The sequence below is a fragment of the Bifidobacterium vansinderenii genome, from assembly GCF_002234915.1.
GTDB classification, from domain to species: domain Bacteria; phylum Actinomycetota; class Actinomycetes; order Actinomycetales; family Bifidobacteriaceae; genus Galliscardovia; species Galliscardovia vansinderenii.
In genome coordinates, this window is record NZ_NEWD01000018.1 from 25,450 (window position 1) to 51,657 (window position 26,208).

20 protein-coding genes and 1 pseudogene are annotated in these 26,208 nt (G+C 64.4%); 20 read left to right on the forward strand and 1 reads right to left on the reverse strand.

What is annotated here, in order from left to right:
- Positions 1–32: 32 nt before the first annotated feature.
- From Tam10B_RS07160 to rpmA, 19 genes and pseudogenes are all read left to right on the forward strand, one after another.
- Positions 33–2,777 (forward strand): InlB B-repeat-containing protein, encoded by a 2,745-nt coding sequence (locus tag Tam10B_RS07160; RefSeq protein WP_158214158.1) that lies wholly within the window; start codon positions 33–35, stop codon positions 2,775–2,777.
- A 371-nt stretch (positions 2,778–3,148) separates the two neighbouring features.
- Positions 3,149–3,886: an orotate phosphoribosyltransferase gene (locus tag Tam10B_RS07165; RefSeq protein ID WP_233133642.1), complete on the forward strand. Its 738-nt coding sequence runs from the start codon at positions 3,149–3,151 to the stop codon at positions 3,884–3,886.
- A pseudogene (locus tag Tam10B_RS13815) lies at positions 3,883–4,344 on the forward strand (TrmH family RNA methyltransferase); the annotation flags it as partial. The gene Tam10B_RS07165 and the pseudogene Tam10B_RS13815, both read left to right, overlap by 4 nt.
- A 9-nt stretch (positions 4,345–4,353) precedes the next feature.
- The gene (locus tag Tam10B_RS13820) at positions 4,354–4,698 is read left to right on the forward strand and encodes a TrmH family RNA methyltransferase (RefSeq protein ID WP_408606642.1); all 345 of its coding nucleotides are present in this window, start codon (positions 4,354–4,356) and stop codon (positions 4,696–4,698) included.
- Between the two features lie 64 nt (positions 4,699–4,762).
- Positions 4,763–5,800 (forward strand): ATP-binding cassette domain-containing protein, encoded by a 1,038-nt coding sequence (locus tag Tam10B_RS07175; RefSeq protein ID WP_093960570.1) that lies wholly within the window; start codon positions 4,763–4,765, stop codon positions 5,798–5,800.
- On the forward strand, positions 5,800–6,990 hold the full coding sequence (locus Tam10B_RS07180; protein WP_143248591.1) for an ABC transporter permease subunit: 1,191 nt from the start codon (positions 5,800–5,802) through the stop codon (positions 6,988–6,990). Before Tam10B_RS07175 ends, Tam10B_RS07180 begins: the two co-directional genes overlap by 1 nt.
- A gap of 216 nt (positions 6,991–7,206) precedes the next feature.
- Positions 7,207–7,497, forward strand: coding sequence for an Asp-tRNA(Asn)/Glu-tRNA(Gln) amidotransferase subunit GatC (gene gatC / locus Tam10B_RS07185; RefSeq protein ID WP_093960607.1), 291 nt, complete (start codon positions 7,207–7,209; stop codon positions 7,495–7,497).
- A 21-nt stretch (positions 7,498–7,518) separates the two neighbouring features.
- Complete coding sequence (gene gatA, locus Tam10B_RS07190) at positions 7,519–9,051, forward strand: Asp-tRNA(Asn)/Glu-tRNA(Gln) amidotransferase subunit GatA (protein ID WP_093960572.1); 1,533 nt, start codon at positions 7,519–7,521, stop codon at positions 9,049–9,051.
- A gap of 22 nt (positions 9,052–9,073) precedes the next feature.
- Entirely contained in the window at positions 9,074–10,573 is a 1,500-nt protein-coding gene (gene gatB / locus Tam10B_RS07195) for an Asp-tRNA(Asn)/Glu-tRNA(Gln) amidotransferase subunit GatB (RefSeq protein ID WP_093960573.1), read from the forward strand.
- A 354-nt stretch (positions 10,574–10,927) separates the two neighbouring features.
- On the forward strand, positions 10,928–11,884 hold the full coding sequence (locus Tam10B_RS07200; protein WP_233133647.1) for a GNAT family N-acetyltransferase: 957 nt from the start codon (positions 10,928–10,930) through the stop codon (positions 11,882–11,884).
- Positions 11,881–12,195: a DUF2469 domain-containing protein gene (locus Tam10B_RS07205; RefSeq protein WP_093960575.1), complete on the forward strand. Its 315-nt coding sequence runs from the start codon at positions 11,881–11,883 to the stop codon at positions 12,193–12,195. Before Tam10B_RS07200 ends, Tam10B_RS07205 begins: the two co-directional genes overlap by 4 nt.
- 293 nt (positions 12,196–12,488) lie before the next feature.
- Positions 12,489–14,111: an NAD(P)/FAD-dependent oxidoreductase gene (locus Tam10B_RS07210; protein WP_093960576.1), complete on the forward strand. Its 1,623-nt coding sequence runs from the start codon at positions 12,489–12,491 to the stop codon at positions 14,109–14,111.
- Positions 14,112–14,672: 561 nt separating this feature from the next.
- Positions 14,673–15,044 carry a 50S ribosomal protein L19 gene (gene rplS, locus Tam10B_RS07215; protein ID WP_093960577.1) on the forward strand — a complete coding sequence of 124 codons (372 nt, stop codon included), beginning with the start codon at positions 14,673–14,675 and terminating at the stop codon, positions 15,042–15,044.
- A gap of 374 nt (positions 15,045–15,418) precedes the next feature.
- Entirely contained in the window at positions 15,419–16,072 is a 654-nt protein-coding gene (gene lepB, locus Tam10B_RS07220) for a signal peptidase I (protein ID WP_198947553.1), read from the forward strand.
- Positions 16,072–16,896 (forward strand): ribonuclease HII, encoded by an 825-nt coding sequence (locus Tam10B_RS07225; protein ID WP_093960578.1) that lies wholly within the window; start codon positions 16,072–16,074, stop codon positions 16,894–16,896. The genes lepB and Tam10B_RS07225 overlap by 1 nt, the downstream gene beginning before the upstream one ends.
- A 218-nt stretch (positions 16,897–17,114) precedes the next feature.
- Positions 17,115–18,317, forward strand: coding sequence for a succinyl-diaminopimelate desuccinylase (dapE, locus tag Tam10B_RS07230; RefSeq protein ID WP_093960579.1), 1,203 nt, complete (start codon positions 17,115–17,117; stop codon positions 18,315–18,317).
- Positions 18,318–18,736: 419 nt separating this feature from the next.
- Positions 18,737–21,718, forward strand: coding sequence for an Rne/Rng family ribonuclease (locus Tam10B_RS07235; RefSeq protein WP_093960580.1), 2,982 nt, complete (start codon positions 18,737–18,739; stop codon positions 21,716–21,718).
- 542 nt (positions 21,719–22,260) lie between these two features.
- Positions 22,261–22,569: a 50S ribosomal protein L21 gene (rplU, locus tag Tam10B_RS07240; protein WP_093960581.1), complete on the forward strand. Its 309-nt coding sequence runs from the start codon at positions 22,261–22,263 to the stop codon at positions 22,567–22,569.
- A gap of 47 nt (positions 22,570–22,616) precedes the next feature.
- Complete coding sequence (rpmA, locus tag Tam10B_RS07245) at positions 22,617–22,868, forward strand: 50S ribosomal protein L27 (protein ID WP_093960582.1); 252 nt, start codon at positions 22,617–22,619, stop codon at positions 22,866–22,868.
- A 260-nt stretch (positions 22,869–23,128) separates the two neighbouring features.
- Here the strand turns inward: rpmA and Tam10B_RS07250 are convergent, their stop codons facing one another.
- Positions 23,129–24,112, reverse strand: a complete 984-nt coding sequence (locus Tam10B_RS07250) for a CTP synthase (protein WP_093960583.1) — start codon at positions 24,110–24,112, stop codon at positions 23,129–23,131.
- A 293-nt stretch (positions 24,113–24,405) separates the two neighbouring features.
- Between Tam10B_RS07250 and obgE the strand changes: the two genes are divergently transcribed.
- Positions 24,406–26,118: a GTPase ObgE gene (gene obgE / locus Tam10B_RS07255; protein ID WP_093960584.1), complete on the forward strand. Its 1,713-nt coding sequence runs from the start codon at positions 24,406–24,408 to the stop codon at positions 26,116–26,118.
- Positions 26,119–26,208: the final 90 nt, after the last annotated feature.

Genomic DNA, 26,208 nt, shown 5'->3' on the forward strand with positions numbered 1-26,208 from the left:
AGACAATGATGTTCGTATGGAGGTTTCGCATCATGCGAAATTGGAAGAAGAAGACGCTCGGAGGCGTGCTTGCGGCAGCGATGCTGGTGAGCCTTGTCCCCGCCACGAGCGCATTGGCGGCAGACAACACCGCCAAGACGACTGACTCGCAGAGTCAGACCACCACCAGCTGCAGCGTGAATTTCCGCGTTAACGGCTACGTGGTTCAGGCCGGTACCGGCGTTGGAAACCTCGGCTGTGATTCCACCGTCGCCCAGGCCGCCGCCGCGGTGAAGGCCTCGTTCAACGTGCCGTCCGGCAAGGTCATCTCCGGCTGGACCCTCAACGGCGCCAAGATCAACACTGGCGCCAAGCTCAGCGAACCCGAGTTCGTCACCAACTCCGAAGGCCTGCCCGGCGGCGCCATCCTCGACGCCGTGCTCAAGGACGCCCCGAAGCCTGCCGCCACCTTCGTCGTGACCGTGCACGCCAACGGCGGCACCTTCCAGTCCGGCATCGACAAGGGCCATCAGGGCGACACGTCCTTCACCGTGACCAACGGCTCCAAGTTCGTGAGCAAGCTGCCCAAGGTCTCCCGCCTCGACTACACGTTCGTGGGCTGGACCTACGACAAGGCCGGCAAGAGCAAGGTCATCGACACCGACTTCATCTCCGCCAACACCGAGGTGTACGCCCAGTGGAAGGCCGTCGACGTTGATCCGGGCGCCAGCGTGAACACGTTCACCCTGACCGTGTCCACCAACGGCGGCGTGATCCAGAACGGCCAGTTCGCCGGACAGTCGGGCGACGTGCAGAACACCGTCGGTCAGAACGAGAAGGTGCTGTCCTCGGTTCCCACCGTTGCGCGTGACGGCTACAAGTTCGTCGGCTGGTCCTACGACCAGGCCGGCAAGTCCGTCGTGATCGCCAACGACTTCATCTCCGCCGACACCCACGTGTACGCCCAGTGGACCAAGATCACCACCTCCCGCGTGATCGTCCACTCCAACGGCGGCACGTTCCAGTCCGGCAACGAGCAGGGCAACGTCGGCGACGACTCCATCGAGGTCGTGGACGGCGACACCTTCGTCGACAAGCTGCCGAAGGTCTCCCGCCTCGACTACGTGTTCACCGGCTGGACCTACGATCAGGCCGGCAAGAGCAAGGTGCTCGACTCCGACTTCGTGTCCGCCAACATCGAGGTGTACGCCCAGTGGAAGGCCGTCGACGTCGATCCGGGCGCCAGCGTGAACACCTTCACCCTGACCGTGCACACCAACGGCGGCACCATCAAGGGCGGCGAGTTCGACGGCCAGATGGGTGACGTCATGACCACCGTCGGCCAGAACGAGAAGGTCGTCTCCGTGGCCCCGTCCGTGGCCCGTCTCGACTACGCGTTCGCCGGCTGGTCCTACGACAAGGACGGCAACTCCAAGGTGATCGACACCGACTTCATCTCCGCCGACACCGAGATCTGGGCCCAGTGGAAGGCCGTTGACGTTGATCCGGGCGCCAGCGTGAACACGTTCACCCTGACCGTGTCCACCAACGGCGGCGTGATCCAGGACGGCGAGTTCGCTGGTCAGGCCGGTGACGTGCAGACCACCGTCGGCCAGAACCAGACCGTGCTGTCCGTCGTGCCGACCGTGACCCGCGAGGGCTACACCTTCAAGGGCTGGAGCTACGACAAGGCCGGCAAGTCCGTGGTCATCGCCAACGACTTCATCTCCGCCGACACCCACGTGTACGCCCAGTGGACCAAGCAGCCCGTGCGCTACACCGTGGTGTACAACACCAACGGTGGCAACATCAACGGCGAGGTGGGCGACTTCCAGATCCAGGTGAAGAAGGGCGACACCCTGCTCGACAAGCTGCCGACCTCCGACACCCTCAAGCGCGACGGCTTCACCCTCAAGGGCTGGAACTACGCCGAGACCGGCACCAAGCTGGACGGCAAGGCCGTGAAGAAGACCGACAAGGTGAAGGGCAACGTCTACAAGGTCGTAGCCCGCTGGGACGCCAACGACGTTGACCCCGGCATGCAGGTCGAGCAGTTCAACGTGGTGTACAACACCAACGGCGGCAACATCAACGGCGAGGTGGGCGACTTCCAGGTGCAGGTCGCCAAGGGCGACACGATCCTCGACAAGCTGCCCGGCGCCGACACGCTCGTCCGCGACGGTTACGTGCTCAAGGGCTGGAACTACGCCGAGACCGGCACCAAGCTGGACGGCAAGTCCGTGAAGGCCACCGACACCGCGACCGGTGACATCTACAAGCTGATCGCCCGTTGGGAGCCGACCGACGTCGATCCCGGCATGAACGTCGAGCAGTTCAACGTCATCTACAACACCAACGGTGGCAACATCAACGGTGAGGTCGGCGACTTCTCCGTGCAGCTCGGCAAGGGTGAGACCATCCTCGACAAGCTGCCCGATGCCAACACCCTGGTGCGCGACGGCTACAAGCTCAAGGGCTGGGTCTACGCCGAGACCGGCACCGACAAGGACGGCAAGGCCCTGACCAAGACCGACGTCGTGGAAGGCAACGTGTACAAGCTCGTCGCCCAGTGGACCAAGGTCGTCCCGGCCGCCACCCTGACCCCGGCCCAGAAGACCGAGAACAAGACCGACAACAAGACCACGACCTCCACCAACAAGAAGGTCGAGTCCACCAAGAAGGCAGACGCCAAGAACACCAAGAAGAAGCTGGCCACGACCGGTGCCGCCGTCGGCGGTGTGGCCGTCGTGGTGGTGCTGCTGGCCGCCGCCGGTCTTGCCCTGCGCAAGCGCGCCTGAGCGGTCCGATCACGTCGGTGACGGTCTCGCGCAGTCTGCCTCCCTGCTGACGGCCGTCACCTGACCCCGCCCCGCATCCGATCTTCTCGGGTGCGGGGCCTTTCCGTTTCCGACCGTGCTCCCGGATGACCCCCACTGCATTTTGGTGTGATCACGCCGGAGAAAAGAGGGGGTATAGTGGTCGGCGGCGGTTTCGGCCGCTCACTTGCAAGTGCGACGGATCCTTGCTCCTCCTCGCAGGATCCGTCATGGCCCCGCGTCTCGTTCCTCCGAGCGCGGGGCTCTTTCGATCTTCCCCGGCCGTTGTTCCCGGATTGTTATCCCCAGCCTTGTCCACGGCCGTGGGATAAGGCTGGGGATAAGGTGAAGGCATGAGTGAACAGAATTCCGCGGGATTCCGCAAGACCGGCACGCCCGACGTGCGCGACGACAACAACGGCGCCGCCTCCGCCGCATTCGGACTGGCCGACGACTTCTTTGACGCCAAGGATCTGCTGCGCCGCATGCTGAAGAAGGAAGTGTCCGACAAGCCGTTCAGCGAGCTGACCTCCGTGGCGCTCGACCATCAGGGCAACGGTCTGATCGGCCACACGCTGCTCGACACGATCGAGGAACAGGGCTACGGCCTCGACGACTTCGACGCCGTGGGCGCGCTCACCGCCGCTGCCGTGCCGCTCGCCTGCGCCATGGTCGCCGCGGCCGCATCCCGCGGACAGGATCTCGACGCGTTCGTGATGGACTTCGTCTACCCGGGTGTCAAGGGGCCGAGCATCAAGGGTAAGCGCGTGATCCTGCTCGACTCGTGGCTGAGCGAGAAGTCCTACGTGCAGACGTCGTCGCTCGTGACGCTGCGCAACGGCAACGAACTGAGTCTCGACTTCGGCATCGTCGAACACGAGGGCGCGCAGATCCTCGCCGTCGCGTCGCTGATCGGCGGCGTCGACATGACCGAACCGAAGATCGACGTGATCAACCCGGTGATCGGCGAGGAAAGCGAACTGCCGTTCATCGAAGTGTTCAAGGAAAGCGAACTGCGCGACCACGTGCCGGCCGCCCCCGCCGGCGACAATGCCGACAGCGCCGACGACGAGGAGAGCCCCGAGGCATGAGGGAGCCCAATCCGATCACCAAGGCCGCCATGGAATCCGGGGAGCCCACCTTCCGCGAGGTGGGCGTGGGACCGTGGGCCGAGACGCATCCCGGCCATCCCCGCCCCGACGATCTCGGCGACCCCGCCAACTACGATCCGCGCTACGACACGGCGCTGCTCGACGCCGGCGACCGTCGCAACGTGCTCGACAAATACCGCTACTGGAGCGTGCCCGCCATCAAGGCCGACCTCGACGCACAGGGGCGACACACGTTCGAAGTGGCCATCGAGAACTGGACGCACGACTTCAACATCGGCTCGATGGTCCGCACCGCCAACGCATTCGCCGCGGCCCGCGTGCACATCGTGGGACCACACAAGTGGAACCGCAAGGGTGCGCTGATGACCGAGCTGTACCAGCACATCCAGCATCATCCCACCATCGCCGATCTGGTCGCCGACTGGCATCGACGTATCGCCGCCGCGATCGAAGACGCCGAACACAACGCCGTCGAGGCCGCCCGCAGATCCGACTATCAGGGCACCGCATACTGGCAGTCCGAAGTCGACGATCTCAACGCCGCGCGCGTGATCGCCATGGACATCATCCCCGGCGCGGCGCCAATGGAAACCTACCGGTTCCCCAAGCACTGCCTGCTGCTGTTTGGCGCGGAAGGCCCGGGCCTGAGCGAAAAGGCGCTCGAATTGGCCGACGACGTCGTATACATCTCGCAGTTCGGATCCGTGCGGTCCATCAACGCGGGCGCGGCGGCCGCCGTCTCCATGCACGCGTGGATCGCCCAGCACGCGAAGATCGGCGGACGGGCGTAACCGGCGGCCGGAATCATTCCCGTGGCGGATTGCGGCGAGGGGGGTATACGGGTAAGTTGGAATCATGTTAGAGATAGAGGAGCTTTCCAAGGCGTTCAGGGGGAAGAAGGCCGTGGACCGGATCTCCTTCACCGCCCGCAACGGCCGGGTCACCGGATTCCTCGGACCCAACGGCGCCGGCAAATCCACCACCATGAAGGCCATACTCGGACTCATACGTCCCGACTCTGGCCGCGCGCTCATCGACGGGCGTCCATACGACAGACTCTCATCGCCCATGCGCGCGGTCGGCGCGGTACTCGACGCCCGATCCGCGCACAAGGGCATGAGCGCCTACGCGCATCTCAGGGCGCTTGCCCTGACCAACGGCATCCCCAAATCCCGCGTGGACGAAGTGATCGCCATCACCGGCATCGACAGCGTAAAGAAGCGCAACGCCGGCAGCTACTCGCTCGGCATGAGCCAGCGACTGTCCATCGCCGCCGCACTGCTCGGCGACCCCTACAATCTCATCCTCGACGAACCGATCAACGGACTCGACCCCGAAGGCGTCAAATGGGTGCGCGAACTCTGCCGCTACTACGCGGCGCAGGGCCGTGCCGTACTGCTCAGCTCCCACCTGATGAGCGAGGTCGCGCTCACCGCCGACGATCTGGTGATCATCGGCCAGGGGCGCATCCTGCAGCAGGTGAGCGTGGCCGACTTCGTGCGACAGCATTCCGGCAACGGCATCCGCATCGTGTCTCCAGATCCCGAACGCGTACGCAACGTGCTGCTCGACGCTGTGCCCGGCATGCGCGTGGAGATGACCGAACGCAAGGAAAGCGATCCGCCACGCGGCTATGCGCTGCACGTGACCGGCGCGCCGCTCGAAACGGTCGCGCAGACGCTCGCCCACAGCCAGACCGTGGTCTACCAGTTCGTGCAGGAACGCGGATCGCTCGAGGATGCGTATATGGAACTCACGCATGCGTCCGCCGAATACCGATCGACACTGCCCGGAACACGGCCGGCGGCGGCACAGTCGCAGACGGCCAAGCAGTCATCCGACGGCGGGTTCGTCAACGGTCAGTTCGATGAACAGCAGGGGAGGGGACGCTGATGGCAGCACCACGACGAGGACGCCACGCACGGCCGGCCACGGACGCCGCCGACGAGTGGCGACCGATGAAGGAAACCCAGGCGCAGGCCGAACAGGAGGAACGGGCGCGGGAGGAACAGGCGCGGCAGTCGTTCCAGCCGCAGTCGTTCCAGCCGCAGTCGTTCCAGTCCGTAGCGCCGCCGCCCGAACCGCCAAGCCCAGTGCAAAACCCGAGCCCGGCACCGGCGTCGGACACGTCGGCCGCACCAAGAACACCGGCTGTGCTGAACACACAAAACACGCGTCCACGCCGTCCGCGCGCCCGTCGTCCCAAACCCAGCAGCGTGCCCAACGGACGCCTGAACCTGTGGGGCTGCATCCGCAGCGAATTCGTCAAACTGTTCGCGCTCGCCTCCACCTACTGGCTGATGGGCATCACGCTCGTGCTGCTGCCGGCCGGCGCGGCCATGAGCGCGTGGACCGTCCACTGGACCGCGACCATAGACCCGCAGACCGGCAAGACGCTGAACACGCCCAATCCGGTCGACGTGGCCGACCTGTGGATCTCCGTCGGCGGATTCGTCTCCACCGTGGCCATCGTGACCGGCATCTTCGGCGTGCTCGCCATCACCGCGGAATACTCGACCAAATCCATCCAAGCCACGCTCACCGCCAACCCGAAACGCCTGACCATGGTCATGGCCAAGATCATCACCGTGTCGATGATCGTATTCATTGTCTCGTTCGTCGGAATGCTGATCTCGTGGGCGGTCGTGGCGATCATGTCAAACGACTGGTCCGTCACGCAGCTGTCCGGCCGCGAATGGCGACTGCCATGGGTCACGCTGTTCGGCGGCGCGGCATCGCTCACGCTGATGGCGCTACTGGCGTTCGGCGTCGGCGCGATCTGCCGCAGCACGCCCGGCGCGGTGTTCGCGTACATCGCCATCCTGACGATCCTGCCGAACATCCTGTCGATCGTGTCGATCGTGGCCAAGGAATTCGGTTGGGTGGGCACCATCGCCTCGGTCATGCCCGGCGGCAGCATCGACCGGTTCCTGCAGATGAATGTGTCGTCCGCGCTCACCAGTTCGGTCAGCTACGACTACTTCGTGCCCAACTGGTGGCAGAGCCTCCTCGTGCTCGTGGGGTGGACCGCGCTTTCCGTGGTTCTCGGCTCTCTTGTCGTCGAGCGTGTTGATGTGAAATAGTTCGTTATTTAGGTGGCGTTCCCTCCCTCAGTCCGACTTTGTCGGACAGCTCCCTCCCATGGAGGGAGCACGATGGCCTGGGTGTTCTCCCCGCGAGGGGAGCACGCCCTTGTCTTTCCCGCCCTCCGTCCGCTTCTTCGACTCGCCGACGACCGTCCGAACGACCGTGTGGAACATGACCAATCTGTGTCACATACGGCACTTATAGTGAAGGGCATGCCTACTTTTTCACGTGAAGAAATCGTGCATTTGGGTGATCTTGCCCGAATTGCGCTCACTGACGAGGAAATCACCCGACTCCAGGGCGAACTGAACGTCATCGCCGACTCCATCAACGAAGTGCAGAAGGTGGCCGGCCCCGACGTGCAGCCCACCGCAAACCCGGTTCCGCTCGAGGCCTACCTGCGTCCCGACGTGGCCGAAACCCCGCTGACCCAGGCCGAAGCCCTTGCCGGCGGTCCCAAGACCGAGGCCGGCATGTTCGTGGCCCCGCGCATCCAGGAATAACAAGGGGAGAAACGAAACCTCATGACTAACGCAACTGAACTGGTGAAGCTTTCCGCCGCCGAGATGGCGGCCAAGCTCAAGGCCAAGGAAGTCTCCAGCCGCGAGCTGACCGAAGCCCATCTGGCCGTGATCGACAAGGCCGAGCCCACCGTGGACGCCTTCCTCAAGGTGGCTGCCGAATCCGCGCTCGCCGAGGCCGACGCCTTCGACGCCAAGAACGCCAAGGGCGAGACCGAGGGCCTGCCCGAGCTGGCCGGCGTGCCGATCGCGATCAAGGACATGATCGTGACCAAGGGCATCGAGACCACCGCCGCCTCCAAGATCCTCGAAGGCTGGGTCCCGCCGTACGACGCCACCGTGATCTCCAAGATCAAGGCTGCCGGCATGCCGATCCTCGGCAAGACCAACCTCGACGAGTTCGCCCAGGGCTCCTCCACCGAGCACTCCGCCTACAAGACCACCAAGAACCCGTGGGATGCCGAGCGCGTGCCCGGCGGCTCTGGCGGCGGCTCCGCCTCCGCGGTCGGCGCGTTCGAGGCCCCGATCGCCCTCGGCACCGACACCGGCGGCTCCATCCGTCAGCCCGGCGCCTTCACCGGCACCGTCGGCGTGAAGCCCACCTACGGCGGCGTGAGCCGTTTCGGCGCCATCGCCATGGCCTCCTCGCTCGACCAGATCGGCCCGGTCTCCCGCACCGTGCTCGACTCCGCCCTGCTGCACGAGGTGATCGGCGGTCACGACAAGCGTGACTCCACCTCCATCCCGCGCGAGGTCCCGCCGGTGGTCGCCGCCGCCCGCGAAGGCCTGAAGATGGACCTGACCGGCCTGAAGGTCGGCCTCGTCAAGGAGCTGTCCGGCGACGGCTTCCAGGCCGACGTCGAAGCCCGCTTCAACGAGTCCGTCAAGCTGCTCGAAGGCATGGGCGCCGAGGTCGTCGAGGTCTCCTGCCCGCACTTCCCGGCCGCACTGGGCGCCTACTACATCATCATGCCGTCCGAGGTGAGCTCCAACCTGGCCCGCTACGACGGCATGCGCTACGGCCTGCGCGTCATGCCGCCGGCCGACGTGCCCCAGACCGCCGCCAACATGATGGCCTACACGCGTGAGGCCGGCTTCGGCGACGAGGTCAAGCGCCGCATCATCCTCGGCACCTACGCCCTGTCCGCCGGCTACTACGACGCCTGGTACGGCAGCGCCCAGAAGGTGCGCACCCTCGTGATCGAGGACTTCAAGAACGCGTTCGAGAAGGTCGACGTGCTCGTGTCCCCGACCGCCCCGACCACCGCCTTCAAGTTCGGCGAGAAGACCGCCGACCCGATCACCATGTACCTCGGCGACGTGACCACCATCCCCGCCAACATGGGCGGCGTCCCGGCCATGAGCATCCCCGCCGGCCTCGGCGACGACGGCATGCCCGTCGGCTTCCAGTTCTTCGCCCCGCAGATGCAGGACGAGAAGATGTACAAGCCGGCCGCAGCCCTCGAAGCCGCGCTGGAGAACCAGTGGGGCGGCCCGATCTGGAACAAGCTCAACACCCCCTGGCTGGCCGACTGAAAGCGCGCATTAGGAGCAGATAATGGCAGAAAAACTCATGAAATTCTCCGAGGCCGTCAAGAAGTACGATCCGGTCATCGGTCTGGAAACCCACGTTGAGCTGAGCACGAACACCAAGCTGTTCTGCCCCGCCCACATCGAATTCGGCGGCGAGCCCAACACCCAGCTGACCCCGGTCTCCCTGGGCCTGCCCGGCAGCCTCCCGGTGATCAACAAGACCGCCGTGGACTACGCCATCAAGCTGGGCCTCGCCCTGCACTGCGAGATCGCCGAGTGGAGCCAGTTCGCCCGCAAGAACTACTTCTACCCGGACATGCCGCGCGACTACCAGATCTCCCAGTACGACAAGCCGACCAACGGCAACGGCTACCTCGACGTCGAGCTCGACGACGGCAGCATCTTCCGCGTGCCGATCGAGCGCGCGCACATCGAGGACGACGCCGGCAAGAACACCCACATCGGTGGCGCCGACGGCCGTATCGAAGGCGCCGACCACTCGCTGGTCGACTACAACCGCGCCGGCGTGCCGCTGATCGAGATCGTCACCAAGCCGATCGAAGGCGTGGGCGACCGCGCCGCCGAGATCGCCGGCGCCTACATGCGCACGCTGCGCGACATCGTGCGCGCCCTCAACATCAGCCACGCCCGCATGGAGCAGGGCAACATGCGCGCCGACGTGAACGTGTCGCTGCGCCCGAGCCCGTCCGACCCGTACGGCACCCGTTCCGAGACCAAGAACGTCAACTCGTTCCGCGGCATCGAAAAGACCATCACGTACGAGATCCGCCGTCAGGCCGCCCGCCTCGACGAAGGCAAGGAGATCCTGCAGGAGACCCGCCACTGGGACGAGTCCACGCAGACCACCGCCGGCGGCCGTCTGAAGACCGACGCCGACGACTACCGCTACTTCCCGGACCCCGACCTCGTGATGCTGCACATCACCAAGGAGCACATCGCCGAGATCGCCGCCGAAATGCCGGAGATGCCGCGCGAGCGCCGCAACCGCCTGCAGAAGGAATGGGGACTCTCCGACCTGCAGATGCGCGACATCATCAACGCCGACGCCCTCGACCTGATCGAAGAGACCGTGAAGGCCGGAGCCAAGGCCGCCGGCGCCCGCAAGTGGTGGCTGGGCGAGCTGAGCCGCGAAGCCAACAAGAAGGAAGTCAGCCTCGAGGAGCTGCCGATCACCCCGGCCGACGTGGCCGAAGTGGAGAAGCTCATCGCCTCCGGCAAGCTCAACGACAAGCTCGCCAAGCAGACCGTCGCCGGCGTGCTCGCCGGTGAAGGCACGCCCGACGAGGTCGTCAAGAAGCACGGCTACAAGATCGTCGAGGACACGGGAGCCATCGAGGCCGCCGTGGACGAGGCGCTCGCCGCCAACCCGGACGTGGCCGAAAAGCTCAAGAGCGGCAACATGAAGCCGATGGGCGTGATCATCGGCGCCGTGATGAAGGCGACCCGTGGCCAGGCCGACGCCAAGGCCGTGACCAAGATCGTCATGAGCAAGGTCAAGGGCTGAACCCGCTAAGAAAACGCCAGAGGCGTCTTCAGAGTTCAGACGAGCCGACAGGCGAGCGCGGCCCACAGTCACAACCTGAAAAGTGACTGTGAAAACCATGCGACTCGCTACCACAGAGCAGATTCCCCGTGTATCCTATACGCGGGGAATCTGTCATTGTGGACGGAACAGCAACCTGAACGAGGCAGACAACTGAACGAGGTCGGACGAGACCGACAACCGATGAGAAAGCGACCAATGTCATCAGATACAGTGAACACCGCTGAGCAGTACGCCGCCGCCGAAGCCAACGCCGAGGCGAAGGTCGGACGCACCCTTCCGAGCCGTCTCGACATCCCGGAGATCAAGGGCGAGATGGTGCAGCTGCGTCCCGCTACCATCGAGGACCTGACCCAGATGGACGAACTGCAGGCGTTCTACAACGCATCCGGCATCACCGGCAAGGACGAGCAGGCGGAACGCGCACTGGTCCACACGTGGGTCGGTCGCTCCGTGGCATGGGGCAAGGGACAGTCACCCGCCGAATCCGGCGTGGGAGACCCCGAATCCCGCCGCACCATCGCATGGTCCGTACTCGCCGACTCCAACCCCGACGACGACAATCCCGACGACCGCAGCAAGGTCATCGGCATGATCTTCCTGATCGACATCGACAGCTGGGCCAAGTCCGCCCGCATCCAGGTGATGCTCGGCAAGGACTACCGCGGCCGCGGCTACTCGCGCGACGCCATGCCCCGCGTCATGACCTACGGATTCGCCCCCGAACCCGCCGGACTCGGCCTGCACCGCATCTGGGTGGCCGTGCCCGAGAAGAACACGCGCTCGCTGAGCGTCTACCAGTCCCTCGGCTTCATGCTCGAAGGCACGTCCCGCCACGCACTGTGGGACGACGCCAACCAGCGCTACCAGGACCAGATCGTCCTCGGCACGCTCGTCGACGAATACGATCCGATCCGTTCGCTCGACGCGTTCGGCATGCACCTGATCGAGGACAACCCCGGCGTGCGCGAGGCGCTCGCCGCCCGCGAACACTCGCTCGCCATCGAGGTCAATCAGGGCGGCGCCGGTGAGACCGACAGCGAACGTCGTGAAGAAGACGGTATGATGAGCGGGCTCGCCAACCTGATTCTGGGTGACGACGACGAAGACAAGACGACGCGCGGCAAGGGCGGCACCGGCAAGGCGGGCAAGACCGCAAGCGACGAGCAGACCGTGTGGCCGTATTCCAACCGTGACGAAGAAGGAGCCGAACGGTCGAAGCGCGCCTGGTGGCGCAACCTGGGCAACCGTTCGCGAGGGAGTGATAAATGAGCGCTGAAGATCTCGACAACTACGAGACCGATGCGGAACTGGCGTTGTATCGCGAATACCGCGATGTGATCAAGCTGTTCACCTACGTGGTGGAGACCGAACGACGTTTCTACCTGGCCAACAAGGTGGACTTCAATGTGCGCTCGGCCGGGCAGGACGTGTACTTCGACGTGCAGCTCACCGACGCGTGGGTGTGGGACGTGTACCGTCCCAGCCGATTCGTGACCAACGTACGCATCGTCACGTTCAAGGACGTGAACGTCGAGGAGGTCCAGAAGACCGACATCGACATCCCCGACGACATCGGCTGACGCGCACATCGAATGATGTGCACCGATCTGATCGTCGGCATATGAACGATTCGCGCCGGAGCCCCATTCGGGTTCCGGCGCGTGCTTGTTCCCGGCTCTTTTCCGTTCCTGCCCCGTTCCCGTCCCGCAAAGAATGTGTGTGCACATTCGCGATGTGCGGTTCGTCTCCCGGGATTGCAGTAGAGTGGTGCCGCTTTGAGTTTATGCGCATGCACAGGCGTGCATGGATACGCATGACATGCATGATCTGCACGAGCAGACACCACGAAAACGCATCTGTAAGGGAGTATGACGTGGCAGAAAAGAAGTCGGTTGTGATCATCGGCGGTGGCCCGGCCGGCCTGACCGCGGCCTGGGAGCTCATCAAGGATGGCGGCTCCGAAAACTACGACGTGACCGTGCTGGAGTCCAGCCGTGAATTCGGCGGCATCTCCCGCACCGTGAAGCACAACGGCAACCGCATGGACATCGGCGGCCACCGTTTCTTCTCCAAGGACGAGCGCATCATGGACTGGTGGAAGAACGTCCTGCCGCTGCAGGGCGCCCCCAGCTACGACGACAAGAAGCTCGGACGACACCACGACCTCGAGCCCGGCGGCCCCGACCCCGAAGTCACCGACGAAGTGATGCTCAAGCGCCACCGCGTCTCCCGCATCTTCTACGGCGGCCGATTCTTCGACTACCCGATCTCGCTCAAGCCCGCCACCTTCAAGGCCATGGGCTTCGTCGTCACCATGCAGGCCGGCTTCAGCTACCTCAAGTCGATCTTCCACAAGCTTCCCGAAGACAACCTCGAGAACTTCTACATCAACCGCTTCGGCCGCAAGCTCTACTCCATGTTCTTCGAGGGCTACACCGAAAAGCTCTGGGGACGTCACCCCTCCCAGATCTCCGCCGACTGGGGCGCCCAGCGCGTCAAGGGACTCTCCATCCTCGGCGTCCTCAAGAACGCCTTCTCCAAGCTGCTGCCCAAGAAGCGCAGCAACAAGGAAGTCGAAACCTCCCTCATCGAAGAGTTCTGGTACCCCAAGTACGGTCCCGGCCAGCTCTGGGAGACCGTCGAACGCAACTGCGAACAGGCCGGCGTGCGCGTCCTCACCGACGCCACCGTCGTCGAGGTCCGCCAGGACGCCGGACGCATCTCCTCCGTCGTCTACGCCGACTCCGAAGGCAACCGCACCGAACTCACCGCCGACCAGTTCATCTCCTCCATGCCCGTCAAGGACCTCGTCAACGCCCTCGACGCCGCCACCAAGGACGAAACCGCCGAAGCCGCCGCCCAGGCCGCCGTCGTCCCCTCCGACATGAAGCACATCGCCAACGGCCTGCCCTACCGCGACTTCGTCACCGTCGGCCTCCTCGTCAAGCGACTCCGCCTGCGCAACACCACCAACATCCCCACCCTCGGCAACCCGCCCATCGTCCCCGACTGCTGGATCTACGTCCAGGACCCCGGCTTCACCGTCGGCCGCATCCAGGTCTTCAACAACTGGAGCCCCTACCTGGTTCAGGACGTCGACGACACCGTCTGGATCGGCCTCGAATACTTCTGCGACGAAGGCGACCGCTTCTGGAACATGAGCGAAGACGAATGCATCAAATTCGCCATCAACGAAATGGTCCGCATGAAGGTCATCGCCAGCCCCAACGACGTCCTCGACACCCACCGCGAAAAGGTCAAGAAGGCCTACCCCGCCTACTTCGACACCTACTCCCAGATGGACGAGCTCGTCGAATACCTCGACTCCTTCGGCAACCTCTACTGCGTCGGCCGCAACGGCCAGCACCACTACAACAACATGGACCACTCCATGGGCACTGCCATCGAGGCCGTCGGCAACATCAAGTCCGGCCGCACCTCCAAGCGCAATGTGTGGAATGTGAACACCGAAAAGTCCTACCACGAAGAAAAATAAATGACGGAGTGTCTTCTGCGTTACAGAAGACTCGACGTACCTTCGTACGCCTTCGCCTTCTGCGCCTTGAAGACACACGCGTCATTTATTTTTAGGAATTTTGCGGAACGGAGTGTCAACGGCCTTTCCTCAGGCTTGAAGTACCTCTGTACGTCTGCGCCTTCGGACGGCCGTTGACACACGCGTCATTTATTTTTAGGGTTTTGAGGACGGAGTGTAATCCGCTTTGCGCCTTTGGTCAGCGAAGCCGGCTTCCCCTTGAGGGGACGCTGTCGGCGGTAGCCGACTGATGAGGTGATCGACCGCAGACCCCAACCACCATGCCGGACGACGAACTGCACGTCGTCCGGCATGCGCGTATAATGGAAGAGTTGTGCCGAGACGGGGATTGCCGCATAGATTCGCGTCTCAACAGGTCCAGACCCTAGCGATCGGATCGGCACGCTCCCCGAGGGCAGACCCGACGGGATACCGAATTTTGGAGGATGCCGCCAGAGGCGCAAGCCGTGGCCCATCTTCCCCCGACTTGCGCTGATATGCGGCGGCAATGGAGGAAACATCATGGTTAATGCCATCGAAGCGTTCGACGCCAAGCACCTGAAGCCGGCCGAGTCCATCCCGGCTTTCCGTCCCGGCGACACCGTCAAGGTGAACGTGAACATCAAGGAAGGCAACAACTCCCGTATCCAGGCGTTCCAGGGCGTGGTCATCGCTCGTCAGGGCGCCGGCGTGCGTGAGACCTTCGTGGTCCGCAAGATCAGCTTCGGCGTCGGTGTGGAGCGTCGCTTCCCGCTGCACTCCCCGGTCATCGATTCCATCGAACTGGTCCGCAAGGGCAAGGTGCGTCGCGCCAAGCTGTACTACCTGCGCTCCCTGCGCGGCAAGGCCGCTCGTATCGTCGAGCGTCGCGACAACAGCCAGAAGGCCGCCTGAGTTCAGGCTCCTTCCGCACATCGCGCACAACGCATAGCGTTGCAGAGCACGGTGCAGCAATAAGCAACAGAAGGCCCGGAACCTCCCCGACGAGGTCCCGGGCCTTCCTGCATTTTTCCCCTGTGCTCCCTCCTTGGGAGGGAGCTGTCCGACGAAGTCGGGCTGAGGGAGGGTACAGCCAACCAGCCTAGAACCCCTCCCTCTGTCACGGCACGCCGTGACATCTCCCTCCCGTGGAGGGAGAACCCTCTTGCGTGTCTCTCCGTCACGACGCCGCGTCCGTTCCCCAGCGCCGGACCGCTTACGGAAACATGGAAAACCGACGCGGTAGAATCTGAACAGCCGTACGAACTCGACAAAGGGGAACACCGCATATGACCGGCATCCAGACGGATCACACCAACCAGACACCAGCGGAATCCGAACGCATGACCCTGCGCGATCTGCTCGTCTGGGCCGGCATCCCGCTCGTCATCGTACTGTTCCTCCGCCTGTTCATCATCGGCGTATACGAGATCCCCTCCGCATCCATGGACACCACCCTGCAGGTGGGCGACCGCGTCGTCGCCAGCAAACTCACGCCGAAATTCTTCTCCATCAAACGCGGCGACATCGTCATCTTCAAGGACCCGAACAACTGGCTGGGTGAAACCACGTCAAGCGACCTGCTCATCAAACGCGTCATCGGCCTGCCCGGCGACACCGTGGCCTGCGCCGGCGCCGGACAGCCCGTCACCGTCAACGGCCACGCGATCGACGACTCCGAATTCATCCGCGCGGGCGTGAACCCCAGCGACTACGAATTCAACGTGACCGTAACCGAAAACCACCTGTTCGTCATGGGAGACAACCGTTCCAACTCCGCCGACTCGCGCGTCCACCAAGGCGACGGCGACCACGGGCTCGTCCCCATCAACGACGTGCAGAGCGTGGCGTTCGCCGTCTACTGGCCGATCTCTCACTGGAATGTTCTGAACAGGCCCGACGACGCGTTCGCGAACGTCGGGGGAGTGGAAGGAGCGAAGTAATGGCTACCGTCGTCCCGCGTCTGGCCCCCACGCTCGACCGCGAAAAAGCCCTGGCACGCAAACGATACTCGCTGATCGTCGGATTCGACGAAGTCGGCCGCGGCTCGCTCGCCGGCCCTGCCATGGTTGGCGCCGCCGCACTGCTCACACGAGACGTCGATGACTGGACCGTGCCCACCGGCGTGGCCGACTCCAAAATGCTCACCGAAGTACGCCGCCAGTCGTTGCTCGAACCGCTCAAGGCATGGTCCGCCGCGTGGGCCGTGGGATCGGTGAGCGCCCGTGAAATCGATGAATGGGGCATCGTATACGCGCTGGGCGTGGCCGCCGTGCGCGCGCTCAACGAGATCGAGACGATGCTGATCACCGGCGACCACACCGATCTGGGTGTCGGCACTGCCGTGGCCAAGGCCGTAAGCCGCCAGGGCATCTCGCCCGCCTGGCACGGCACGATCGGCGACATCGGCGGTGAGGAGCCCGACGTGCGGATCAAGGCCGACGAATTGCGCGTGGCCGGCATCCTCGACGGCCCGAACGACTACATCACACCCGTCGTCAACTCGTTCGACGCGCCGGAACTGCTCAAACCGATCGCCATGACCACCGTGGTTAAAGGCGACCGGCAGTGCGCCAGCGTGGCCGCCGCCGCGGTGATCGCCAAGGTGACGCGAGACCATCTGATCGAGGACCTGGCCGCCGCCCACCCCGAATACGAGGCATACGGCTGGGCCAGCAACAAGGGCTACGGGTCGGTGCCGCACCGCGCCGCCATCGCCAAGCACGGCCCCACCGAATACCACCGCACCACCTGGCACCTGTGCTGAGAAGGGATGGACAGCGGGCGGCTGGCGGGGGAGTGTCCCTCCCTCAGTCCGGCTGCGCCGGCCAGCTCCCTCCCCACGGAGGGAGCACGAGGCCATTAGGGGTGTGCTCCCTCCATGGGAGGGAGCTGTCGCGCGCCGGCGCGACTGAGGGAGGGACCTCATCCCCATCCGCGGACGAACACCCCTTTCCGCCCGCCGCTGCCGTTACCATGGGGCGTATGACGATTGAGCTTGGATTCGACGCGAACGCCTCCCGCAACGAGGCCCTCAACGCGCTGCTGGAACAGATCATGAACGAATACTCGGTGAGCGACAGCGAAGGCCCGCTCGCCGACGCCGTGGAACGCTACCTGAACGCCCTGCCGCACCTCACCGTGCACCGTCACGGCGACACCGTGGTCGCGTCCACGGAATACGGCAAGCCGAAGCGCGTGCTGCTGGCCGGACACATCGACACCGTGCCCGTGATCGACAACTTCCCGCCGCGCTGGCTGCAGCCCGGCGACCCGCTCATCCGCGCCGAAATTACCGAGAACAATCCCGGCGAGCGTGTGCTGTGGGGCCGCGGCGCCACCGACATGAAGCCGTCCGACGCGGTGATGCTCTACCTGGCCGCCACGCTCACCGAAGACGCCACCAACTACGATCTGACCTACATCTTCTACGATCACGAGGAGGTGGAGGCGTCGAAGAACGGTCTGCGCAAGGTGGTGGAGACCCACCCCGAATGGGTGCGCGGCGACTTCGCGATCATCGGCGAACCCACCAGCTGCGGCATCGAGGGCGGCTGCAATGGCACGATCCGCTTCGACGTGATCTGCCATGGCGTGGCCGCGCACTCCGCCCGCGCGTGGATGGGCAGCAACGCCATCCACAAGGCCGCCGAAGTGCTCAACCGGCTCAACGCGTACGAGCCGGCCACCGTGAACGTGGACGGACTCGACTACCGCGAGGGTCTGAACGCCACGCTCATCAACGGCGGCAAGGGCACCAACGTGATCCCCGACGAATGCCGCATCCACGTGAACTACCGTTTCGCGCCCGACAAGACGCTCGCCGAGGCCAAGGCGCTGATGATCGGCGCGGACGCGGGCGCCGAACTCGGCAACGGCGAGCACACGGCCACGGCCGGCGTGTTCGAGGGCTTCGGCATCGAGATGAAGGACGAATCGCCGTCCGCCCGCCCCGGCATGGATACGCCGCTCGCACAGTCGCTGGCCGCGCTCGTGCGCGAACGTACCGGCCGTGATCCGCTCGCCAAGCTCGGCTGGACCGACGTGGCGCGCTTCTCACAGCTCGGCATCCCCGCCGTGAACCTGGGCGCCGGCGATCCGCTGCTCGCGCACAAGCACGACGAGCAGATCCCCGAATCCCAGCTCACCACGCTCGCCGACATCCTCGAGGAGTGGCTGCGCCGCTGAGCGGAAACGTCGGACGCCATACGCGGCGCGTCAACGTGCGCAAGTACGTGAGTGCGCGAGTGCGCGAGACGTGCCGTGCGTGTGTCATCGCGCATCGCCGACCGCAGCGAAGCGGACGGACTGCCGGGCGGTCATGCACTCCGAAGTCATCGATAACGTCATCGGGACTATTCGGACACGCTGTCCGGCAGTTTGTGCCATACTTAAAGACGGTGGTTCTGCATTACCACCGATGTGTGATGAACGTCGATCCCCTTCCGTGGCGCATGGACAACCACTTGACGCGCCGGAAGCGACGGTGTCCGTTCCTCGCAAATGAAGACTTTTGTAGTGCCTGTGCAGTGGCGTGTTCGTACGCGGCCGTAGTGAGAGTGCGGTGTTGACAGACTGACGCAGGGTGGAACAAGGCGTGATGCAGCATGCCTTCAAGGAGAATCGTGACAACTGAAAATCACGACGGCGTTGACGCCGCCGCAGTCAATACTGCCCATATCGCCCCGTCCGCAGTGTCGGAGAACGCCGGAGATACGAGTGGCGCGAATGCGTCCGACACCGGTTCGGCCGCTGCCGCATCGCCTGCATCCGTGTTCGCTCCCGCTCCGCGCCGTCGTCGTGGTGGTCGACGCGTGGTGCGTGCCGCCGGCGCCGCCGGCACCAAGCTGCCGGTGAAGGTGGAATCCACCGCCAAGGCCGGCGATCCAGTCGACGAAAAGAAGTCCGCTCCCGCTCAGACCGCTTCCGCGGCAGCCGTCGTCGACGCTCCGGGACAGGTGGCCGCAGCTGCCGCGTCCGACAGCGATCGCGACGCTCTCGCCGAGCACACGGCACACGCCGATCGTGAGGAAACGCAGCCGACGCGCACCCGTACGCGTCGCCGCGCTGTCAGGCAGGCCGAACCCGCCGTCGACCACGAACGCAAGGCCCGCATCAAGGCGCTCGCCGACGAACTGTTTACCGACAAGGGCATCGAGGCCGATCTGCACGAGATCCGTCGCGGATCCGCCAAGCGCAACGCCGACCTGCCCGAGTTCTCGTCGCATGAGTCGTCCGAGCCCAAGGCCGCCAGCCCGGCCGTGCGCCCGATGACGTCGCTGCTGTTCCGCGAGCCCGTGCTGCCGACCGTGCGTCCGGCCGAACCGGCCGCGGACGACGCCGATCGCGACGATCACGAGAACCGCGAGAACCGCGACGCGGAGAACGAGCACGGCGCCGAGGAGCAGACCCTTACCCGTCGCCGTCGTCGCCGTCGTGCCGATCGTGATCATGACGAGAACCGTGACGAACAGTCCCGCCGTTCTGATCGTGCCGATGACGATCGTGATGATCGTGACTCCCGTCGTGATGCCGATCATGACGATCGCGACCGCGACAATCGCGACGCCGATGACGAGGCCGGCGAGTCCCGTCGTTCTCGTCGTTCCCGCCGACTCAACGCGCAGGAGCGTCGTGCCGCCGCCGAGGTGGAGCAGATCGAACAGGATCTCGAATACGACGACATCTCGTACACGCCGATCGACGTGGAGACCGGTTCGTCCGATGACTCCGACGACAACGCCGGCGAGACCCGTTCCCGTCGTCGCCGTCGCCGCGGATCTGATTCGTCCGACGGTGAGTCCGCGCACGCACGCCGCGAGCGTGCCGCCAGCGCCGTTTCCGAGCGCATGGGCGAGCATGAGCGCGACCGTGATCGCGAGGAGGACGAGGAGGACGGCACTGTCACGCGTCGCCGTCGTCGCCGCCGTGCCAAGGGCGATGCCGAGGCGCATGAGGAGCCGCGCATCCGTCGCAGCCGCAAGCAGCAGTACATCGACGAGATCACCGACATCGAGGGCTCCACGCGACTCGAGGCCAAGAAGCAGCGCCGTCGCGACAACCGCCGCGACCGCTCCCGTCAGTCCACGCTGCTCGAGCAGGACTTCCTCGCCCGCCGCGAGAACGTGAACCGTCTCATGGTGGTGCGCGAGAAGGAGAAGCACACCCAGATCTCCGTGATCGAGGATTCGATCCTCGTGGAACACTACGTGTCCGACATCCAGGAGGTGTCGACCGTCGGCAACATCTACCTCGGCCGCGTGCAGAACGTGCTGCCGAGCATGGAGGCCGCGTTCGTCGACATCGGCCAGCCGCGCAACGGCGTGCTGTATGCGGGCGAGGTCAACTGGGACACCACCCGTCTTGACGGCCAGCCGCGCCGCATCGAGCTGGCGTTCAAGTCCGGCGATCCGGTGCTCGTGCAGGTGACCAAGGATCCGATCGGTCACAAGGGCGCCCGACTGACCTCGCAGGTCACGCTCGCCGGCCGATTCCTGGTGCTCGTGCCGTCCGGCGGCATGACCGGCGTGAGCCGCAAGCTGCCCGAGCGTGAGCGCGCCCGCCTGAAGTCCATCGTGTCCAAGATCGCACCGAGCGAGATGGGCGTGATCATCCGCACGGCCGCCGAGGGCGCATCCAAGGAGGCCATCGAAAAGGATCTGGAGACGCTCACCCACCAGTGGGAGCACGTGCAGGAGGCCGAGAAGAAGGCCCGCAACTCCAAGCGTCCGAAGCTGCTGCAGGGCGAGCCCGACGTGGCGATCCGCGTGGTGCGCGACATCTTCAACGACGACTTCAACAAGCTCGTCGTGGAGGGCGACAAGGTCTACGAGCGCATCAAGGAATACCTGGAGACCATGGCCCCCGACCTGCAGGACAAGCTCGAGAAGTGGGATCCGGAAGAGCACAACGGCCGTGACGTGTTCGACCAGTGGCGTATCGACAGCCAGCTGCGCAAGGGCATGGAACGCAAGGTGTACCTGCCGTCCGGCGGTTCGCTCGTTATCGACCGCACCGAGGCCATGACCACGATCGACGTGAACACCGGCCGGTTCATCGGCAAGGGCAAGTCGCTCGAGGAGACGGTCACGCGATGCAACCTGGAGGCCAGCGAGGAGATCGCCCGCCAGCTGCGTCTGCGCGACATCGGCGGCATGATCATGATTGACTACGTGGACATGGTGATGCCCGCCAACCGCGACCTTGTGCTGCGTCGACTCGTCGAATGCCTGGCGCGCGACCGCACCAAGCACCAGGTGGCTGAGGTCACGTCGCTGGGTTTGGTGCAGATGACCCGCAAGCGCGTGGGTCAGGGCCTGGTTGAGGCGTTCTCCGAGGAGTGCCCCACCTGCAAGGGCCGCGGATTCATCCTGCACGACGAGCCGATCGTGTCGGCGTCGTATGACGATCCGTATGCGCTCAAGGGCGGTGATCCGTTCATCAAGACGAACAAGCACAACCAGGGCACCACGATCCCCAAGCCCAAGGAGGATCCGGCCCTGCCCAAGGGCTCCACGCCCGACGTGAAGGCCAAGCTCGCCCAGATCGCAGCGGCTGCGCAAGCTGCCGCCGAAGAGACCAAGGAGTAAGGTTCTCGGTCTCCTTGGGTTGGCGCAGCCGCCGTCGCACCCCTTGGCGGGGTGCTCCCTTCGCCTACGGACAGTCCACTGGACTGTCCGCTTGACGGCTCAGCTGCGCAGGCTGCCGCCGAAGAGACCAAGGAGTAGCTCCATCCTTAGGCTCCCCTCCTGGGGAGGCTGAGCCCGTTAAAAAACGCTAGTGGCGTTTTTAGGGCTCAGGCGAGACGACAGGCGAGCCAAGAGGGCGCGGCCGGCAGGCTGTCCATTCTTGCCGGACGAGCTGTCCGCCGCCTGGCGGACTGAGGGGAGTCCCAAACTCCGACCGGGGCTCAGACCACGCGAGCGAGCAAAACTGGAGAGGACGCCGACTGTCCGTCCTCTCCGGTTCCATCCCCACGCCCCTCAAAACCCAAGAAACGCACGGCGGAGTTGCGAAAGTCGGGCGTGTTGTGTAGATTAGACAGTCGGTGTCTAGCTATGCCTGTTTGTGGGGCGTGTTTGCTAGACGACAAACAGCTTTATATACAGGCAAATACAGGCAAGGTAGGGCTATGTACGCTATTGTTAAGGCCGGCGGCCATCAGGAAAAGGTCGAGGTCGGCGACGAGATCATCGTCAACCGTCTCGCTGCCAAGAAGGGTGAGACGGTGGAGTTCCCCGTCGCCCTGCTCGTCGACGGTGCCAACGTGACCGTCGCCGCCAAGGATCTGGCTCAGGTCACCGTCAAGGGTGAAGTCATCGACGATGAGGCCAAGGGCCCGAAGATCAACATCCAGAAGTTCAAGAACAAGACCGGCGTTGCCCGTCGCAAGGGTCACCGTCAGCCGCTGAGCGTGGTGAAGATCACCGCGATCGCCTGAGCTTCCCCAAGCTTTTAAGCGTTTATTAACTCGAAAGGACAAATCAAATGGCACATAAGAAGGGTGCGTCCAGCTCACGCAACGGTCGCGATTCGAATCCTCAGTACCTCGGTGTGAAGAAGTTCGGCGGCGAAGCCGTCATCGCCGGTAACATCATCGTGCGTCAGCGCGGCACCGGCTTCCACCCGGGCCACAACGTGGGCCTCGGCAAGGACCACACGCTGTTCGCTCTGACCGACGGCACCGTGAAGTTCGGCGTTCGTCGTGACCGCAAGGTCGTCGACGTCATCGCCGCCTGATTTCGGCGCTGATCGTCAGCTCGGCTGACACAGACGTTCAAGGGCCGCGTCCCATGCCTCATCGCATGGCCGCGGCCCTTTTGCATGCGTACGGCTACACGTGCCCGCGTCATCGTTTCGCGCAATTTGGGGCGTTGACTTCCCGGAATCGGCTTTTTGGGGCGTTAACTTCCCGATTTTGAGTCGATTTTCGTCCATTTCGCGCCCCAAAGAGCGGAAAACGGGAAATCCGTGCCCTAAAAACCTTGGAGTTCGCCATTCTACGAGGCAGACGCGTCGTTGTCTCCTTGGCGGGGAACTCCTGCGGCGTCAAGGCGCTGTGCCAGACGATTCGGATTGTTCAGGTCGTCGTAGTACATGCGGATTATGCGGATTCCCTGCCGCTCCAAGCACCGTTGACGTTCGCGCTCATCATCCACTATCTCCTGAATGGTGCGGCGCGACGTCATCGTCGGGTCCACATATTTTCTGGTGCCATCAAACTCGCCGACTATCAGACTTCCATCCCGGCGCTTCCAAAGGAAATCCACGCGATGCTTCCGCGTGGAATATGTCAGACATGGGTACTCCGTCTGGATATCGGTCGGAGATCGCCCGATGGAGATTAGCACGCCACGGGCTTCGGACTCGCCGCCGTTCTCGCTGCGGCCATCAGCCAAGCTGAATGCGCGGTTCACGGCAGCACGGCGTCTGGAATACCTGACGGTGCTCGGATAGGCGAGAAGCACGTCCCGATCGATTCGTTCCTGTCGTAGCGCCGAATCCAGCGGACCCAAAGCATAGCGTAGCGGTTGTCTTGCCGCGCAGTCGAACAGTGTCCGCGGCAGGGTGGTAACCGATATGTCATGAATCAGTTCTGTTTCCGGATGGGACATGGTGTATCGGGCCAGCTGTGCGGATGAACGTTGATGATCTTCGGGTCTGGCCACAATGCGTATGGGCAGCGCGAGCCGGTATGAGCAGTCCAGATCGTGCATGATGGCCGCGGTCGGGCCGCAGAATATCCAGTCGGGGTGCTGCACGGCGAGAGAACGGACGATATGCCGAACCTGCTCGAGTCGATTGAGCGTGTTCCAGTACGCGGTCCGGGCATATAGCCCGCGGTAGACGCGTGTGACCTCGCCATGTTGGGGGTCGAGCCGACGCATGATCGCTTTGATGTCCGTTGCCGTGACCGGATTGGCGCAGCGTCTTCGCTGCTCGGCGTCGGTGAAGAGCGTTTGCAATGAATGGTGTTGAATCATGATGCCCAACGTAGAACGTATCGTCGGGGAACGGAATGGTGCGAAGCGAATGTGCGCCAACGTGCCGGAACGTTGAGAAGCTGCCGTTTTACGGAGATTTGGGGCACGGATTTCCCGTTTCCCGCTCTTTGGGGCGCGAAATGGACGAAAAACGACGCGAAAACGGGAAGTTGACGCCCCAAAGAGCAAGATTCGGGAAGTTGACGCCCCAAATATTACAGAAAAGACGGAGAACGATGGACTGGGATAGACGAGCGCAGGGCGCTCAAGCCCAGTCGGTAAGGTAGGAAAGTATGAGTGATTTTGTCGATCGAGTTACGGTACATGTCAAGGGCGGTGACGGCGGAAACGGCGCGGCGTCGATCCGCAGGGAAAAGTACAAGCCGCTGGCCGGCCCCGACGGCGGCGACGGAGGCCGTGGCGGCTCCGTGATCTTCGTGGCGGACTCCAACGCCACCAGTCTGTTGGACTTCCGATTCCTGCCGCATCGTGCGGCCCCCTCCGGCACCCAGGGTCTGGGCGGCGACAAGGACGGCAGCAACGGCGAGGATATGATCCTGCCCGTGCCCGTGGGCACCGTGGTGTTCACCGCCAAGGGCGGCTCCGGCGAGCAGAAGAAGCCGGGCGAGCCGCTGGCCGATCTGCGTCATCCCGGCGACCGCTTCGTGGCGGCCGAGGGCGGTGCCGGCGGTCTGGGCAACCGTTCGCTGGCCAACCGCGCCCGCCGCGCCCCCGGATTCGCCCTGCTTGGCGAGCCCGGCGAGGAGCGCGACCTGGTGCTCGAGCTCAAGTCCATCGCCGACGTGGCGCTCGTGGGCTTCCCCAGCGCCGGCAAGTCCAGCCTCATCGCCGCGATGAGCGCCGCCAAGCCGAAGATCGCCGACTACCCGTTCACCACGCTCGTGCCGAACCTCGGCGTCGTGATGGCCGGATCCCGCCGCTTCACCGTGGCCGACGTGCCCGGACTGATCCCCGGCGCCTCGCAGGGCAAGGGCCTGGGCCTCGAGTTCCTGCGTCACATCGAACGCACCGAGGTGATCGCGCACGTGATCGACTGCGCCACGCTCGAACCGAACCGCGACCCCATGGCCGACTACGAGGCGCTTGAGAAGGAGCTCGCCATCTACGCCGACCAGCTGGAGCTGCCGCTCGGTGCCATCCCGATCGCCGACCGTCCGCGCATCATCGTGCTCAACAAGGTGGACGTGCCGGAGGCCAAGGAACTGGCCGAATTCGTGCGCCCCGAGTTCGAAAAGCTCGGACTCAAGACGTTCATCGTGTCCACCGCGTCGCACGAGGGTCTCAAGGAGCTCTCCTTCGCCCTCATGGACATCGTCGACGAGATGCGCGAGCGCGTGAGTGCCCAGGAGAAGGCCGAGGAGGAGGCCCGCGTGGTCATCCGCCCGCTCGAGGACACCACCCGTCGCCGTCGTCGCGCCAACGAGCGCGGTCTCGGCTTCGACTACAACATCGAACGTGAGCAGGACGCCAACGGCGACTTCTGGTTCACCGTCACCGGCGACAAGCCCGAACGCTGGGTGCGTCAGACCAACTTCGACAACGAGGAGGCCGTCGGCTACCTTGCCGATCGTCTCGCCAAGCTTGGTGTGGAGGATTCGCTGCGCAAGATGGGCGCCCACGCGGGCGACGAGGTGCGCATCGGCCGCGGTGATCGTGCCGTGTCGTTCGACTGGGATCCGACCATCGCGGCCGGCGCGGAGATGCTCGACGGCACCCCGCAGGTCAGCCGTGGTCAGGATCTGCGACTGCAGGAGAGCGATGGTCGTGCCCGTCGTCGTACCAACGCCGAACGCCGTCGCGAATACCACGAGTGGATGGACGCGAAGGCCGCCGTACGCGCCGCCATGCAGGCCGAACGCGAGGCCGGCCACTGGTCCGACCCGACCGTGCTCGACGATCCCGAGGACAAGACCAGCCTGATCGACCGTCTGCGCGAGGACGGCACGATCGGCGGCGGAGACAAGACCGACTCGGAGAACGAATAATCCTCCATCGAGCGTCCGATTCCGATGACGTGCGCGGCCGGAGACGATCCGCTGCGCACGCCATCGGCAATACGGGCAATACGTAACGCA